The organism is Streptomyces sp. NBC_01275 (genome assembly GCF_026340655.1).
Classification (GTDB): Bacteria; Actinomycetota; Actinomycetes; order Streptomycetales; family Streptomycetaceae; genus Streptomyces.
This window is the reverse complement of record NZ_JAPEOZ010000001.1, coordinates 6,740,591-6,755,941: the sequence shown is the minus strand read 5'-3', so window position 1 is coordinate 6,755,941 and position 15,351 is coordinate 6,740,591. Positions and strand designations below refer to the sequence as shown.

At 72.4% G+C, this 15,351-nt stretch carries 17 protein-coding genes; 4 read left to right on the top strand and 13 right to left on the bottom strand.

Going from position 1 to position 15,351, the window contains the following annotated elements; translation table 11 throughout:
• Nucleotides 1-115: 115 nt before the first annotated feature.
• From OG562_RS30075 to OG562_RS30045, 7 genes are all read right to left on the bottom strand, one after another.
• A complete protein-coding gene (locus OG562_RS30075; RefSeq protein WP_266403383.1) occupies nt 116-916 on the bottom strand; it encodes an ABC transporter ATP-binding protein in 801 nt (266 codons plus the stop codon).
• Nucleotides 913-1,800, bottom strand: a complete 888-nt coding sequence (locus OG562_RS30070) for an ABC transporter permease (protein WP_266403381.1) — start codon at nt 1,798-1,800, stop codon at nt 913-915. Before OG562_RS30070 ends, OG562_RS30075 begins: the two co-directional genes overlap by 4 nt.
• 4 nt (nt 1,801-1,804) lie before the next feature.
• Nucleotides 1,805-2,572 (bottom strand): ABC transporter permease, encoded by a 768-nt coding sequence (locus OG562_RS30065; RefSeq protein WP_266403379.1) that lies wholly within the window; start codon nt 2,570-2,572, stop codon nt 1,805-1,807.
• Nucleotides 2,573-2,576: 4 nt separating this feature from the next.
• A complete protein-coding gene (locus tag OG562_RS30060; RefSeq protein WP_266403377.1) occupies nt 2,577-3,590 on the bottom strand; it encodes an ABC transporter substrate-binding protein in 1,014 nt (337 codons plus the stop codon).
• A gap of 182 nt (nt 3,591-3,772) precedes the next feature.
• Nucleotides 3,773-5,188 (bottom strand): FAD-binding oxidoreductase, encoded by a 1,416-nt coding sequence (locus OG562_RS30055; RefSeq protein WP_266403375.1) that lies wholly within the window; start codon nt 5,186-5,188, stop codon nt 3,773-3,775.
• Between the two features lie 33 nt (nt 5,189-5,221).
• A complete protein-coding gene (locus tag OG562_RS30050; protein WP_266403374.1) occupies nt 5,222-6,247 on the bottom strand; it encodes an amidohydrolase in 1,026 nt (341 codons plus the stop codon).
• Nucleotides 6,240-7,100, bottom strand: a complete 861-nt coding sequence (locus tag OG562_RS30045; protein WP_266403371.1) for an SDR family NAD(P)-dependent oxidoreductase — start codon at nt 7,098-7,100, stop codon at nt 6,240-6,242. Before OG562_RS30045 ends, OG562_RS30050 begins: the two co-directional genes overlap by 8 nt.
• 194 nt (nt 7,101-7,294) lie before the next feature.
• Between OG562_RS30045 and OG562_RS30040 the strand changes: the two genes are divergently transcribed.
• Both OG562_RS30040 and OG562_RS30035 read left to right on the top strand, forming a co-directional pair.
• A complete protein-coding gene (locus OG562_RS30040; RefSeq protein WP_266403369.1) occupies nt 7,295-8,614 on the top strand; it encodes a hypothetical protein in 1,320 nt (439 codons plus the stop codon).
• A gap of 23 nt (nt 8,615-8,637) precedes the next feature.
• Entirely contained in the window at nt 8,638-9,228 is a 591-nt protein-coding gene (locus OG562_RS30035) for a carboxymuconolactone decarboxylase family protein (protein ID WP_266403368.1), read from the top strand.
• A 41-nt stretch (nt 9,229-9,269) separates the two neighbouring features.
• On the opposite strand, the gene OG562_RS30030 is transcribed toward OG562_RS30035, so the two are convergent.
• The 3 genes from OG562_RS30030 to OG562_RS30020 form a co-directional block, all read right to left on the bottom strand.
• A complete protein-coding gene (locus tag OG562_RS30030) occupies nt 9,270-10,439 on the bottom strand; it encodes a cysteine desulfurase family protein (protein ID WP_266403367.1) in 1,170 nt (389 codons plus the stop codon).
• A gap of 95 nt (nt 10,440-10,534) precedes the next feature.
• Nucleotides 10,535-10,819 (bottom strand): DUF4190 domain-containing protein, encoded by a 285-nt coding sequence (locus tag OG562_RS30025; protein ID WP_266403365.1) that lies wholly within the window; start codon nt 10,817-10,819, stop codon nt 10,535-10,537.
• Between the two features lie 31 nt (nt 10,820-10,850).
• On the bottom strand, nt 10,851-11,015 hold the full coding sequence (locus OG562_RS30020) for a hypothetical protein (RefSeq protein ID WP_266403363.1): 165 nt from the start codon (nt 11,013-11,015) through the stop codon (nt 10,851-10,853).
• A 162-nt stretch (nt 11,016-11,177) separates the two neighbouring features.
• Between OG562_RS30020 and OG562_RS30015 the strand changes: the two genes are divergently transcribed.
• Complete coding sequence (locus tag OG562_RS30015; RefSeq protein ID WP_266403361.1) at nt 11,178-11,804, top strand: TetR family transcriptional regulator; 627 nt, start codon at nt 11,178-11,180, stop codon at nt 11,802-11,804.
• Between the two features lie 137 nt (nt 11,805-11,941).
• Here the strand turns inward: OG562_RS30015 and OG562_RS30010 are convergent, their stop codons facing one another.
• Together OG562_RS30010 and OG562_RS30005 are read right to left on the bottom strand one after the other, a co-directional pair.
• Entirely contained in the window at nt 11,942-12,316 is a 375-nt protein-coding gene (locus OG562_RS30010) for a hypothetical protein (RefSeq protein ID WP_266403360.1), read from the bottom strand.
• A gap of 233 nt (nt 12,317-12,549) precedes the next feature.
• Nucleotides 12,550-13,389, bottom strand: a complete 840-nt coding sequence (locus tag OG562_RS30005; RefSeq protein WP_266403359.1) for a thioesterase family protein — start codon at nt 13,387-13,389, stop codon at nt 12,550-12,552.
• Nucleotides 13,390-13,532: 143 nt separating this feature from the next.
• On the opposite strand from OG562_RS30005, the gene OG562_RS30000 reads away from it, so the two are divergent.
• Nucleotides 13,533-14,765: an esterase family protein gene (locus OG562_RS30000; RefSeq protein ID WP_266403358.1), complete on the top strand. Its 1,233-nt coding sequence runs from the start codon at nt 13,533-13,535 to the stop codon at nt 14,763-14,765.
• Here OG562_RS30000 and OG562_RS29995 read toward each other — a convergent pair.
• Nucleotides 14,674-15,330: a trimeric intracellular cation channel family protein gene (locus tag OG562_RS29995; protein ID WP_266403355.1), complete on the bottom strand. Its 657-nt coding sequence runs from the start codon at nt 15,328-15,330 to the stop codon at nt 14,674-14,676. The genes OG562_RS30000 and OG562_RS29995 overlap by 92 nt on opposite strands.
• Between the last annotated feature and the right edge of the window lie 21 nt (nt 15,331-15,351).

Below are 15,351 nucleotides of genomic sequence, written 5' to 3'. Positions count from 1 at the left end.
GACGCGTGGCGCGACGGCCGGGAAAAGGGAGTGGGGAGAGGGAGAGGGAACGGGGAGAGGGAACGGGGAACGGGGAAAGGGGAAAGGGGAGTCGCTTGAGGGGCGGGGCCTCGGGTCAGTTGCGGGCGGGAAGGCCCTCGCCGCGGATCTGGGCCAGGACCGTCGTGCGCAGTTCGGCGAAGCGCGGGTCCGCGCGGGTGGTGAGCTGGTCGCGGTCGGCGCCGAAGGGGACGGCCAGGGTGTCCAGGACGCGGGTCGGCTTTCCGCCGAGGACGATGACGCGGTCGCCGAGGTAGACGGACTCGTCGATGTCGTGGGTGACCACGACGACGGTGATGCCCAGTTGCCGGCGCAGTTGCAGCGTCAGGTCCTCCAGGTCGAACCGGGACTGCGCGTCCACCGACCCGAACGGTTCGTCCATGAGCAGGACCGGGGCGTCGTAGGCGAGCCCGCGCGCGATGGCCACCCGTTGCTGCATTCCGCCGGAGAGCTGCCAGGGGTACTTGTCCCCGACGTCCGCCAGGCCGACCGCGGCCAGGCACTCCAGGGCCCGGCGTCGGCGCTCCGGCTTGCGCACGCCCCGGCCCTGGAGCGGGAAGGCGACGTTGTCCCACACCCGCATCCAGGGCAGCAGCGAGCCCCGGTAGTCCTGGGAGACGACGGCGATGTCGGCGTGCGGACCGGTGAGGGGCTGCTCGCCGTAGCGGACCGTGCCGGAGGTGGCCGGGGTCAGCCCGGCGAGAGCGCGCAGCAGCGTCGTCTTGCCCGCGCCGGAGGGTCCGACGATGCACACGGACTCCCCCGGGTCCACGCGCAGGGTGAGCCCGTCGAGCACCCGGTGCTCCTGCGGCCCCTGGCCGAAGGTCATGCCGAGGTCCTCGACGTACAGGGTGGACCCGCGGGTCATTCGGCTCATACGACGGCTCCGTTGCTCTTCTCTGGGGGCGCGGGCGGGGTCGGGCGGGCGCGGGGCGTGCGGGGGGCGCGTTGGTGGTGCCAGCCCAGGAGACGGTGCTCGACGAGCAGGAGCAGCACGCTCAGGACGTAGCCGAGGACGCCGATGAGGAGGGTGCCGGCCCAGGTCTCGGCGACGTGGAAGCTCGACCCGCTCTGCAGGATGAAGTTGCCGAGGCCCACGGGCGATCCGTAGATCTCGCTGACGACCATGAGGACGACGGCGATGGACAGGGCGACCCGGATGCCCGCGAAGACCTGGGGCAGGGCGCCGGGCAGGATCACCCGGCGCAGCCGCAGGCGCCAGGGGATGCGGTAGCCGCGGGCGGTCTCGTGCACGGCCGGGCCGATGGACCGCACTCCGCTGACCGTGTTGAGCAGGATCGGCCAGAGGGAGCCGAGGAAGATCAGGAAGACCTTGGGTCCTGAGCCGATGCCCAGGGTGAGGATGATGACGGGCACGAAGCCGACGGTCGGGGTGGCGCGGGCGAAGTCGAGCAGCGGTGCGGTGGCCAGGCGCAGGGTGCGGACCTCGCCGATGACCAGGCCCGCGCCGACGCCCACGACGGTGGCGAGCGCCAGGCCGAGCGCGATGTTGCGCAGGCTGAAGAAGAGGTCGTCGAGGAGTCCGCCGTGGGCGAGTTCGCTCCACAGGGTGTCGAGCACCGTGGTCAGAGGCGGGAAGTAGAAGCTGGTGCTGCCCGCGGTGGCGAGCAGCAGGATCACGAACACCAGGACGGGCAGCCACAGTTGGCGCAGCATCCGGTTCAGCAGCATCCGGTTCGACAGCGGGCGGTTCGACAGCGGGCGGTTCAGCGGCGGTCGGTTCCACGGCGGGCGGTGCACGGTTCTATGCCTCCCCGGGGTGCGTGGGCGGCCGCCAGCGCAGCAGCCGGCGTTCGGCGAACTGGGCCAGCAGGGTGATCGAGTAGCCGATCGCGCCGGCGGTGAGGATGTACGCGTACGCCCGGTCGGACGCCCCGGCCGCCTGCGACTCCATGATCATGTGGCCGATGCCGGGGAGCGTGGTGAGCACCTCGACGCCGATGGCCACCAGCACGGAGGTCGTCGCGGCCAGCCGCAGTCCCGTCATCACGGACGGCACCGCGCCCGGCAGGATCACCCGCCGGAAGCGCAGCAGTCGCGGGATGCGGTAGGTCCGTACGGTGTCGTGGACGGCCGGGGGCACGCTGCGGGCGCCGTACTGGGCCTGGAGGAGCACCGGGAAGACGCAGGCGATGAAAACGACCGTGGCCTTCATGCCCGGCGTCGAGCCGAGGACCAGCAGGAACACCGGCAGCAGGGCGATGACCGGGAAGGAGCGCAGGATCTCGGTCAGCAGCCGCGAGGACTCCTCGGCCGCCGCGTACACGCCCGTGACCAGGCCGACCGGGATGCCGACGGCGACGGCCACCGCGAGCCCGGTGACCGCGCCGCGCAGGGTGTCGCCGACGGCCTGCCAGAACACCCCGGTGCCGACGAGATCGCCGAACGCGCCGGCCACGGACACCGGGCCGGGCAGCGCCGTGCTGCTCACCGCCCCCAGTGTGGTGACAAGCGCCCAGAGGGCCAGTACGGCGGCCAGCGCGCCGAGTTGGAGAAGCCGGACCCGCACCACCGGGCTACTCCGCACCGGTGACGGTCGGCGCCTCGTCCCAGTAGACGGCGTCGTCCGCGGGCTCTTTGTCGAGCAGGTCGAACTCGTGCATCTTCTCGATGACGGTGCGCATCACGGTGGTGTCGAGGTTCTTGTCGTAGTAGTTGATGTCGTGTGCGTCGATGTAGGCGGCCGGCGCCTGGGTGTACTTCTTGTCGATCGCCTTGACGGCCGCGGGGTGGGCGTTGGCGTAGGCGATGGCCTGGGCGACGGCGTCGATGAACTTCTTCGCGGTGTCGCCGTTCGCCGCGAGGTACTTCTGGCTGGAGAACAGCACGCCCTGGACCATTCCGGGCAGGTCGTTCATGCCGTTGCCGACGGTGCGCAGCCCGCTCTCCTGGGCCGCCGCGTAGAACGGGCCGAAGGAGAAGATCGCGTCCGTCTTGCCGGAGGTGGCGGCGTCGGTCAGCGAGGTGGTGGGCAGGGCGACGAACTTGACCTTCGAGGGGTCGCCGCCGGCCTTCTGGACGAGGTACTCGCAGATGAACTGGATGGTGCCGCCGAGCGCCGAGATGCCGACGGTCCTGCCCTCCAGGTCCGCGAACGACGTGATCTCGCTCTTCTCCTTCACCAGGAGACCGTCGGTGGGCGCGGTCCTCGTCGTGGCGGACTGCAGACCGGTGACGATCCGGATCGGCATGTCCTGGGCGGCGCCCTTGAGGAAGCCGGAGCTGTCCGTCATCGCGAACTGGGCCTCGCCGTTGAGGACGGACGGCGCGTTCTGCGAGGTGTCCTGCGCGCCGGCCTTGATGGTGACGTCCAGGCCGGCGGCCTCGAAGTAGCCCTGCTGCTCGGCTATGTAGAGCGGCTCGAAGATCGCGCCGTTGGAGCGCAGGACCGTGATCTTCGCCTTCCCGTCGGCGCTCGTGGCGTCTGCGGCCGAGTCGCCGCCGCAGGCGGTGGTGGTCAGGGACAGGACGACGACGCAGGCGCTGAGCGCGAGGACGGCACGCCGCCGCGCGATTCTCGAGGTGTCCATGAAACGGCTCTCCTTGCGGTCGGACGGGGCGTGCGGGACGAGGACGGTGCGGGACGAAGGCGAGGCGGGGCTGAGGCGGGGCAGGGCTAGGGCGGGGCAGGGCTGAGGCGGGGCGGGGCTAGGGCGAGGCAAGGGCTGAGGCGTTGCGGGGCAAGGCGAGGCAGCGAAGCTGTGCGGTGCCGTCAGCGCGTCCGGGCCGCTGCCGCCGCCGTCCGGGCCGCTGCCGCGTAGGCGGTGGTGGACTCCCGGGGCGTCATGTACGTGTGGAACAGACCGTCGGGGTCGTAGACGGCCCGGATCTCCTCCAGGCGGGTGGCGTGCTCCGGGCGGAGTCCGTGGTCGGGGCGGTCGGCGAGGTTGTTGTCGGAGAACTGCAGCCCCTTCGACAGGTGCTGGATCGCCGCGAGTTCGCCGTGCGCCCACTGTTCGTGGACGAGGTCCTCGGCCGGGTCGGTCCAGCCCGCGTTGGGCGAGAGGTAGAGCTTGGCCTGGCTGGACCAGCAGGCGTCGGCGCGCTCCGGGAAGCCGCCCCACAGCATCCACAGGACATGGCTGGGGGCGCCCGGCAGCGAGTCGAGCAGGGGGCGGGCGGCGGCCAGGATCTCGTCCACCGGGCCGTCGGTCCAGATCCCGTCGAGGGCCCAGCGCAGCCCGGCCGGGTTCATCCGGTCCGCGTGGTCGTAGAGCTCCGCCATGGTCGTCGGGGCGCCGACGAGCGCGCGCAGGGCGTGCCCGCGGAAGGGCGCGTCCTCCAGCGCGGCGAGCGGGTCGGCGTCGCCGTGGGCGAAGGCGGTGGCCGTGACGGAGACGGTCGGCCGGTCCAGTCCGGGCGTGCCGTGCTGTTCCGGGGGCAGGCCCCCGGACCCCCACCCGACCTTCGCCGAGAACTCGACTTCCGGCGGCAGCAGTTCGAGCGTGTCGTACGTCCAGGCCAGCACCTCGTCGCGCAGGGCCAGGGGGTAGGTGTGGACGGTGCGCAGGATGCGCTCGGGGGCGTCGTGCAGGGCGAGGTGGAAGCGGGTGACGACGCCGAAGAAGCCGGGGCCGCTGCCGCGGGCCGCCCACAGCAGTGCGGGGTGGGTGGCGTCGGTGGCGTGCACCAGGGTGCCGTCGGCGAGGACGACGTCGACGGCCTCGATGCTCAGACAGGCGGGGCCGAGGTGGCGTGAGTCCCAGCCGTAGCCGCCGCCGAGAAGAAAGCCGCCGAGACCGACGGTGGGAGCGTGGCCGGTGGGGAAGAACAGGCCGTAGGGGGCGAGGGCTTGGAGGAGGGCCGGGCCCTTGGCGGCGGGCTGCACGCTCGCGGTGCCGGCCAGGGGGTCGACGGAGATGTCCTGCAACAGGGAGAGGTCGAGGAGCATGCCGCCGTCGCGCACGCCGTTGCCGACCCAGCTGTGGCCGCCGGAGCGGATGCCGACGGTCAGGCCCTCGGCGCGGGCGAGGCGGACCGCGGCGACGACGTCCTGCTCGTTCTCGGCGCGTACGACGACCGCGGGGTGGCGGTGCGGCTTGCGCGCGTTCCAGACGGCGTCCAGCCGGGCCTCTTCGTAGGCCTCGTCACCGCGGCGGACGAGGGCGCCCTGGGGCGGTTGGTGCATGGCCGTCTCCTCACGACGATTGCATCCGGGACACTACTGTCGACACTTTTTGCCTTCAAGAGATGAGTCATCGAAATATCTGCCATCTCTGCCGACACTAGTTGGCGGAGAGAGGTCAGAGACGCCGTTGTTCCAGGAGCTGTCGACCGAGGGGCCGAAGTCGAAGAGCTCGGCGGGGTTGTCGACCATCAGCCGCCTCAGGTGGGCGGGGTCGGGGGCGATGCGCTCGAGAAGGTCCACGAGCAGGCCGTCGTCGGGGGCCTCGCCGACGATGTTGACGTGCGGATAGTCGGTCCCCCACACCACCCGCTCGGGCGCGTGCGCGACGAGGGACGCGGCGAGTTCCACGGCGTCGGCGTACGGCGGCCCCTGCCGGGAGACCCGGTCGACGCCGCTGACCTTGACCCACACGTCACCGGTGTCGAGCAGCTCCCGCAGGCTGCGCACGGCCGGGCTCTCCCGCCCCGCGTCGAGGTCGACCCGCCCGATGTGGTCGACCACCACCCGGCCGGGCAGGGCACGGACGAGGTCCTCCACGGCGGGCAGGTCCACGCCCCGCACATGCAGCTGGGCGACCCAGCCGAGGTCCGTCACCCGGTCGAGCACGGCGTCGATCTCGGCGCGGGTCGGCGGAGTCCGCAGATGGGGAAGGAAGTTGAGCCGAAACCCCCGTACTCCCGCCCGGTGCAACTCCTCGACCTCGGCCCGACTCGTCGCCTCCCCGACCAGGGCCACCCCGCGCAACCGCCCGCCCCCCGCCGCGAGGGCGTCCAGCAGCACCCGGTGATCGCGCCCATGGCAGGACGACTGCACGACCACGGCCCGGCTGAGCCCCAAGTGGGCATGGAGCGCGCACAGTTGCTCCTTGGGGGCGTCGAGCGGCGTGAACGTCCGCTCGGCCGCGTACGGAAAGACCCCGGCCGGCCCGAACACATGACAGTGCGCGTCACAACTCCCCTCCGGCAGGCGAACCCCGGGCGCGCGAGGTGCGGGGTGCGGCGGCGGGCAGCCGGGCGAGGGAACGGCGGCGACCGGCCCGTGGAGGGCGGAGTCAGTCACAGCGGGCCGTCATTCCACCGTCCACGACGATCTCGGTGCCGGTGACGAACCGCGCCTCGTCGCAGGCCAGGAAGAGGGCGGCGTACGCCGTGTCGCGGCCGTCCCCCATGAAGCCGAGCGGGATGCGGGCCTGGCGGTCGGCGAGGAGTCCGGTGACGTCGCCGCCCGCGCGCTGCCCGGCGAGACGGGCCTCGACCATCGGGGTGTGCAGCTGACCGGGCACGACGGTGTTCACCCGGATGCCGTCCGGCGCGTACTGCACGGCGGTGACCCGGGACAGCTGGATGACCGCCGCCTTGGCCGCCGCGTAGCCCACCTGCGCGGCTCCGGTCCAGCGCAGTCCTGAGCAGGAGGCGGTGTTGACGATCGCCCCTCCGCCGCCGCGCCGCATGACCGGGACGACGTGCTTGCAGGCGAGGAAGGCGCTGGTCAGGTTGGTCCGCAGCTGACCGTCCCAGTCCTCCTCGCTCAGCTCCGCCACCCCGCCGGGCCGGGAGCCGCCCACGTTGTTGACCAGGACGTCGATGCGGCCGGCCCGGGCGGCCGTCTCCTCGAAGTAGGCCCGGACGGCGTCCGGTTCGGTGACGTCCAGCAGATCCGTGCGGACGGCGCCGCCCTCGGCGCGGACCTGCTCGGCGGTGACCTCCAGCGCGTCCTTGTCGCGGTCGGTCAGATACACGGCGGCGCCCTCACGGGCGAAGAGCACGGCGGCGGCCCGTCCGTTGCCCCAGCCGGGACCGACGCTGCCGGCGCCGCCGATGACGGCGACCTTTCCGGCGAGCCGGCCGGGACGGGGGTCGGAATGCGGACGGGGGTGGGGATCGGGGTGGGGTTCTGGCGTGTCTCGGAGCACAGGAGACTCCCTCGGTCGGGGATCGAACCTGCCGACAGTCTTAGCCAAGTGTCGACACAAAGTAAACACGGAGACCGAAACAAGGGATTCGCTGTCACACTCTTGCCAACTCTGTCGACAGACACCTTGGATGGTGTCGAAGAGCCCGCATCAGGACGGACGCCCGCCAAGAGGACGCCCACCAGGAGGACGCCTTGGAGAAACCCCCCGTCTTCGCTCCGGAGGAGCTCGCCCGGTTCCGCGCCGAACTCCGTGCCCGGCGTGCGCCCGGCGCCCACGAACCCGGCCGCTGGTCCGTCAGCCCGCTCAACCGCCGTACGGACGTGGTGGGTCCGTTACCATCCGCCGTGCGGCTGCGGGACGCGACCCTGCGCTCGGTGGAGACCCTGCCTGGCGTCGTGGCCTCCACCGGGGCCAAACACGCCTTCCTACGGCGGCTGGTGGCCGCCGGGGTCCCCGAGATCGTCACCGCCGGGCCCGGCGGCCGCGAGGACGCCCTGCTCAAGGCCGAGGTCGACCTGGTGAAGGGCGAGAACCCGGACTGCCGGGTGATCTGCCCCCTGATGCGCTCGCCCGAGGACGTCGACCGCGCCGCGCGGGCCGGCTACGACGCCGTACAGGTCTGGGTGCAGGGCTTCGGAGAAACGTCCCTCGCCTACCAGCCCGCGGTCTACGCGGCCGCCTGGCGGGGCGAGACGCGCGGCGCCGCCCCGCCCACCCGCAGCGCGGTGCTGGAGCGGGCCGCCGGGCTGGTCCGGCACGCCCGCGCCCAGGGACTCGACGTGATCGCCCCGATGCTCATGGTCTCCTACCTCACCGAGGACGATCTCGAGGAGACCGTGGCCGCGCTGACCGCCGCCGGCGCCGGCGAACTGACCCTGTTCGACGGGCCGGGCGCGATGAGCCCCGAGGCGTACGCGTATCTGGTGCACCGCGTCCGGGAGCTGGCGCCGGACGTCGAGGTGGGGCTGCATCCGCACAACACCTTCGGGCTCGCCGTGGGCTGCGCGGTGGCCGCCGTGCAGGCCGGCGCGAGCGCCGTCGAGCTGTCGGTCAACGGCTACTGCGGCGGCCCCGGCAACGCCGACCTGGCCGCCGCCGCCCTCGCCTTCGAGGCCCTCTACGGCGTACGCACCGGCCTGCGGACCGAGTCGCTCACCGCGCTGGCGCGCGCGGGCGAGGAGCTGACCGGGTACCGCACGCCGTGGAACCACCCGGTGACCGGCACGCACGCCTTCTGCTGGGGCGGCCTGGACTTCATCACCCAGGAGGCGGAGATCGACCCCCTCCTGCACAACTGCCTGGAGCCCGGCCTCGTCGGCAACGCACGCCTGGCGCCCTTCACCCCCGACAGCGGCCCGTACACCCTGGCGGACCGCACGACGGCCCTCGGCCTCGACCTCACCCCCGCCGCTGTGGACGAACTCCTGCGCCGGGCCCGCCTGTTCATGGCCGCGGAGAACCGTCTGCCCACGGACGAGGACCTCATGGCACTGGCCCGGGAGGCCGGATGACACCCCGCCCGACACCCCGCCCGATGCCCCGTCCGACACCCCGCCCGCCCCGCCTGCCCCTGCTCGACCCCGGCGAACTCTCTCCGGAGCAGCGGACGTTGTACGAGGAGATCACCCGTGGACCGCGGGCGAGAGGGCCCCGGCACTTCGCGCTCACCGATGCCGACGGGCGGCTGCACGGCCCGTTCAACGCCATGCTGCTGAGCCCGGCACTCGGCCGGTCCCTGCAGGAACTGGGTGCCGCGATCCGCTATGCGTCCGGGCTGTCGCCGCGGGTGCGCGAGCTGTCGATCCTGGTGGTGGCCGCGGCCTGGGACTGCGCCTTCGAGCGGTACGCGCACGAGCGGGTCGGCCGGGCCGCCGGCCTCACCGAGCCCGAACTGACGGCCCTGCGCGAGAGCCGCGACCCACAGCTCGCCGATCCCCGGGAACACGCGGCCTGGGAGCTCGCCCGCACCCTGACCGTCCCGGTCCGCGCACTCGACGACGAGGGCTACGAGCGGGCGCGCACCGCCCTCGGCGAACGCGCCCTGTTCGAACTGTCCACCCTGGTCGGCTACTACGCCACGCTCGCCCTCCAGCTACGGCTCTTCGCCGTCCCCGCACCCCGGTGAGCCCCTGAGCCGAGGGAAGAACCGCGCGCGTGGGACAGGTCCTAGGTGAGCCCCGCCGCCCGCGCCCGTTCCACCGCGGGGCCGATGGCCTTGGCCACCGCCTCGACGTCGGCCTCGGTCGAGGTGTGGCCGAAGGAGAAGCGGAGGGTGCCGCGGGCCAGGTCGGGGTCGGTGCCGGTGGCGAGCAGGACATGGCTGGGCTGGGCGACGCCGGCGGTGCAGGCGGAGCCCGTCGAGCACTCGATGCCCTGGGCGTCCAGGAGGAGGAGCAGGGAGTCGCCCTCGCAGCCCGGGAAGGTGAAGTGCGCGTTGGCGGGCAGCCGGCCCCCGGGCGCCGGGTCGCCGCCGAGGATCGCGTCCGGGACCGCCGTACGGACGGCGTCGACCAGGGAGTCGCGCAGGGCGCCGATCTCGTGGGCGAACCACTCGCGCCCCTCGGCGGCGAGGCGTCCGGCGACCGCGAAGGAGGCGATCGCGGGCACGTCGAGGGTGCCGGAGCGGACGTGGCGTTCCTGTCCGCCGCCGTGCAGCACGGGCACGGGGGTGTGTTCGCGGCCCAGCAGCAGGGCGCCGATGCCGTACGGGCCGCCGATCTTGTGGCCGGAGACCGTCATCGCGGCGAGGCCGGAGGCGGCGAAGTCGACGGGGACCTGACCGAAGGCCTGGACGGCGTCGGCGTGCAGCGGGACGCCGAACTCGGCGGCGACGTCGGCGAGTTCGCGGACCGGCAGGATCGTGCCGATCTCGTTGTTCGCCCACATCACGGTGGCCAGGGCGACGTCGTCGGGGTTGCGGGCGATGGCCCGGCGCAGGGCGTCGGGGTGGACGCGGCCGTAGGAGTCGACCGGCAGGTACTCGACCGTGGCCCCCTCGTGCTCGCCCAGCCAGTGCACGGCGTCGAGGACCGCGTGGTGCTCGACGGGGCTGGCCAGGACGCGGGTGCGGGCCGGGTCGGCGTCGCGGCGCGACCAGTACAGGCCCTTGACGGCGAGGTTGTCGGCCTCGGTGCCGCCGGAGGTGAGGACGACCTCGCTGGGGCGGGCGCCGAGCGCTTCCGCGAGGGTCTCGCGGGCTTCCTCGACCGTACGGCGGGCTCTGCGGCCGCTGGCGTGGAGGGAGGACGCGTTGCCGGTGACGCTCAGGTGCGCGGTGAGTGCCTCGACCGCCTCCGGGAGCATCGGGGTGGTCGCGGCGTGGTCGAGGTATGCCATGGTGAGCCGATTCTACGGGGCGGGGGCGGGAAGCCTCGTGCCCAGGTGGCCCACAGGCCCGGCGGTACCCGTCGCTCAGCGGCCGGGGAAGATCGTCAGAAGCTCCAGGAGATCGTCGAGTCCGCCTGCATGAACGCCGCCAGCACCAGGAGGTCGGCGACGCCGAGGGCGAGGCCCAGGTAGGCGCGGCCGCGGCGGGCCGTGCCGCGCCACAGGGCCGCTGCCGCCAGGACGACGGCGATCGGGCCGAGGAAGACGTTGAGGACGAGCAGGCCCAGCAGCCCCAGGATGAAGGACGCGACGGCCATGCCGTCGGCGTCCCGGACGCCGGTACGAGTGCTGCGGACGGCGCGGTCGGCGGCCGGTGCGGTGAGTTGCATGGTCGGTCAGCTCCTGTGGGGGTCGATCGGGTCAGTGGTGCGAGGCGTGGCGGCGGCCGTGCCGCTCGCGGAGCGCGAAGACGCCGAGCCAGACGGCGATCACGGCGGCGGCGACGAGGGTGAAGGCGAACGGCGCGTGGGCCACGGTGCCCATGACCACGCCGAACAGCAGCAGAGCGGCAACGAGGAACAGCATGGGATCGGATCCCCCTCCGAGGCGGCTCTCGCGCCGCCTCACATGACATCTGACTCTCGTGACATCCGGGTGAACAGTTGTAGTTACACTTGTTCACTGACTTATGAGTCTAGCGCGTCCCGCGACTTTCCAATTACGGAGAACAGTTGTTAACTGGATGACATGAGTCACACCCTCGGCATCCGGCAGGCCCAGAAGCAGAAGACCCGGCAGGCGCTCCTCGACGCGGCGTTGGGCCTGCTGGAGGAGCAGAGTCTGAGCAGCCTGGGCCTGCGCGAGGTCACCCGCGCCGTCGGCGTCGCCCCGACCGCCTTCTACCGGCACTTCCGCTCCACCGCCGACCTCGGGACCGCCCTGGTCGAGGAGGCGCTGGGCAGTCTGCACCCGATGATCCAGAACACCGTGTCCGGCGCCGCCACGAGCGAGGAGCGCATCGCCCGGGCCGTGGAGTTGATCGCCCATCATGTGCACAGCCATCCGGCGCACGTCCGTTTCATCGCCCGGGAGCGGCACGGCGGGGTCCAGCCCGTGCGGGAGGCCATCCGCGATCAACTCGGCCGGTTCGCCGAGGAGGTGAAGGCCGAGCTGGCCAAGGACCCCGAGTCGCGGGGCTGGAGCGAGGCGGATCTGCTGATGCTCGCGCATCTCTTCGTCGACCAGATGCTCGTGACGGCCTCGATGTTCCTGGAGTCCCTCGAGGCCCCGGAGGAGGACCGCGAGCGCGTCACCCAGCTCGCGACCCGCCAGATGCGGCTCATCAGCATCGGCCGCCACCACTGGCTGGACTGAGCGCAGACAGGGGCGGCGCACTCGTCTCCGAGTGCGCCGCCCCTGTCGTGCCGATGCCGGCTGATCCCGTGCCCAGGATTCCGGGATCCAGGATCCCGTGCGCAGGATTCCGGGATCCAGGATTCCGGGATCCGGGATCAGCCCTGCTGCTGGGCCTGGCCGCCCTGCCGGCCACCGCCGGGCCCGCCGCCGCAGCCGCCGCCCTGGCCGCCGCCGGGGCCGCCCTGACCGCCGCCGGGCGCACCGCTCGGCATGCCGGACGGAACACCGGTGGGCGTGCCGGTCGGCTGCCCGGACGCGGCGGCGCCGGTGGGCGCGCCCGAGGGGGCGCCGCTCGGCATACCGGAGGCGTTGCCGGTGGGCATGCCGGACGGCGGCTGACAGGACTGCTGGCTGGACGTGCCGCTGCTGGAGGAGGAGTCGCCCGAGCCGCAGGCCACGAGGGCCAGGGGCGAGAGCGCCAGAAGAGTCACCGCGGGGACGAGACGGGCGGGTATCAGCGCACGCTTCATGAGAAACAGCTCCAAGGAGGATGAGGAGGTCCTGAGGCGGGAACTCAACCAACGGCGCTTAGGCCTTCCTTGAGGCCCCTCTGTCCCCCGCCTGTCAATCAGGTAAAGCCCGCCTCAAGAAACCTCTCTGGCCTGGGAGTTCATCTCCGGGGCCGCCCGGCGCGCTGGTACAGCTCCGTGACAGAACCGGTCGGTTCCGTGACAGAAGCGGCCGGCAGGACCGGGCGGGACCCTCAACCGAGCCTGACGCGCGCGAGTTGCCGGGACTGGGCGACCAACCGGTCCGCGCTGTCCCAGACTTCGGCGTCCTCCTCCAGGAAGCCGCCCGCGAGATTGCGGGTGGCGATGGAGACGCGCAGAGGACCCGGGGCCGGGCGGCAGCGGACGTGGACGGTGAGTTCGACGGTGGGGACCCAGCCGCGCAGGCCGATCTCGAAGGCGGTCGGCGGCAGCGCGTCCACGGCGAGGAGCAGCGAGAGCGGGTCGGGGTCGCGGCCGTCCTTGAGGCCGAACCAGGCCCGCATCTCGCCCTTGCCGGAGGGCTGCCCGAGGGCCCAGCCCAGGGTCGACGGGTCGAGCTTGAGCATCAGCCGGTCGGCGATCGCGGAGCTGTCGTCGACCGGGGTGGGTCCGTCCTCGGGGCCGAAGCACTGCTCCATCGGCGGGAACGCGGGCGGCCGGGCCGCGGTGCGGACGTCGTCGGGCAGGGAGTCCAGGTCGCCGTAGGAGGCGAGGACGCGGATCCGCTCGACTTCCCGGCCCTGCTCGTCGTACTGGAAGAGGGAGGCCTGGCCGGTGGAGAGGGTGCGGCCGGTGCGGACGAGGTCCGTGCGGACGACGGCCGGGCCGGGCTTCGAGGCGGTGAGGTAGTGCGCCGAGATCGTGAACGGGTCGCGGTGCGGCAGGGCGTCGGCGAGCGCGCGGCCGAGGACGGCGAGGAGGTAGCCGCCGTTGACGGCGCCCAGGATCGTCCAGCCGGCCGAGAGGTCGATGTCGTAGACGCCGGGCGCGCGCAGGGTGAGCGCGGTGTCGCGGTCGAACTCGCTGTCCACCGCGGTAGCTGCTTCTAGCATGGCTGAACAGTACAACAGGCGATTACTAAGCGGTAGCTTTTCTCTTTTTCACGCGCCCGGGCAGGTGAGACGCGGGCAATTTCTTGGTAAGTGTCCGTACTGGTCCGTAAACCCGGGACGCCCTGTGTTCCCTCTATGAGGGCATGAGCCTCACCGGGACTCCGTTCCTCCTCACCCTGATCGTGCTGTCCGTCCTCGCGGTCGCACTGCCGCTGCTGCTGTGGTCGCGGCTGCGCGGACCGCGGATCCTGCGCGCCGCGACCCGGACGCTGATGCTGCTGTTCGCCCAGGGCACCGCCGTGGCCCTGGTCTTCGTCGTGGTGAACAACGCCAACAGCCTCTACGACACCTGGGGCGACCTCCTGGGCACAGGCGACCATGTGCAGCAGGCCGCCGACCTGGGCGCCGACGGCACCGGCGGCATAGCGCTGAAGAAGCTGCCCAGGGTCAGACAGACGTTCGCCCAGGCCGACGGACCGGGCATGCACGCGGCCGGCGGGGTCCGCGTCACCCAGCTCGAGGGCCGGGTCTCCGGCGTGAACGCCGAGGTCTACGTCTGGCTGCCCCCGCAGTACGACGAGCCCGCCTACCGGCACCACCGCTTCCCGGTCGTGGAGCTGCTGCCGGGCTATCCGGGCTCGCCGAAGTCGTGGTTCGGGTCGCTGGACGCGCCCCGGCAGCTGGAGCCGCTGATGCGCGACGGCAAGGTCGCGCCGTTCATCCTGGTCGCGCCGCGCACCACCCTGCTGCCCGGCGTCGACACCGGCTGCGCCAACGTGCCCGGCACGGTCAACGCCGACACCTGGCTGAGCGTGGACGTGCCGAAGATGGTCATGGACAACTTCCGGGCCCTGCCCGCGCCCAAGGGCTGGGCGGTGGCCGGCTACTCGGCCGGGGCGCACTGCGCGGTCAAGCTGGCCGTCGCCCACCCCGACCGCTACCGGGCGGCCGTCAGCCTGTCCGGCTACAACGACCCGATCGGCGAACGGGACTCCCTCGCCGCCCAGGACCCGGCCCTGCGCCGGGCCGCCAACCCCTACCTGATGCTCGCCCGGGCCGCGACCCCGCCCGCCGTCGCGCTCTACCTCTCCGGCCAGCCGCACGACGGCTACGAGGCCGCCCTGGCCCTCCAGCGGGAGGCGAAGGCGCCGACGGCGGTGCACGTGGTCTACATCCCGAAGAGCGCGGGCGGCCACACCATGGCGCTGTGGCGGCCCCAGGTGGCGCCGGCGTTCCGCTGGCTGACGACCCAGCTGGACCAGCACCGCGCCACGCTGAAGGGGGTCACTCCTCCCGAACCGTCGAACGTCGGTTCCACGCACGAGGCGCTCGCCAGTGGAACCGCATCGCGAGCAGCCGCAGGACGAAAGCGGTGAGCGCGGCGAACCCGCTGGCCAGCGGGGTGAGGACGTCGTAGCGGATGCAGAGCGCCACCATGGCGGCGCCGACGATCGCCGGGACCGCGTACAGGTCGCGGTCCCAGCGCAGCAGCGACGGCACCTCGTTGGCCAGCACGTCGCGCAGCACACCGCCGCCGACGGCGCTGGCAAGACCCAGGGCGGCCGACGCGGTGAGGCCGAGGCCGTAGGCGTACGCCTTGGTGGTGCCCGTGACGCAGAACAGGCCGAGGCCGGCCGCGTCGAAGACGTTCACGGCGCTCTGGATGCGCTCCACCTGCGGGTGCAGGAAGATCACCAGGAGGGCGGCGAGCAGCGGGGTGAGGAAGTACCCCAGGTCCGTGAAGGCGGCCGGGGGCACGGCCCCGATGACCAGGTCACGGAACAGCCCTCCGCCCAGCGCGGTGACCTCGGCGAGCATGGCGATGCCGAACACGTCGAAGTTCTTGCGGACGGCCAGCAACGCGCCGGAGATGGCGAACACGAAGATGCCGACGACGTCGAGCGTGTGCTGGACGGAGGGACTGAAGATTTGCTGGAACACCCTTACATTGTCACCCGAAGA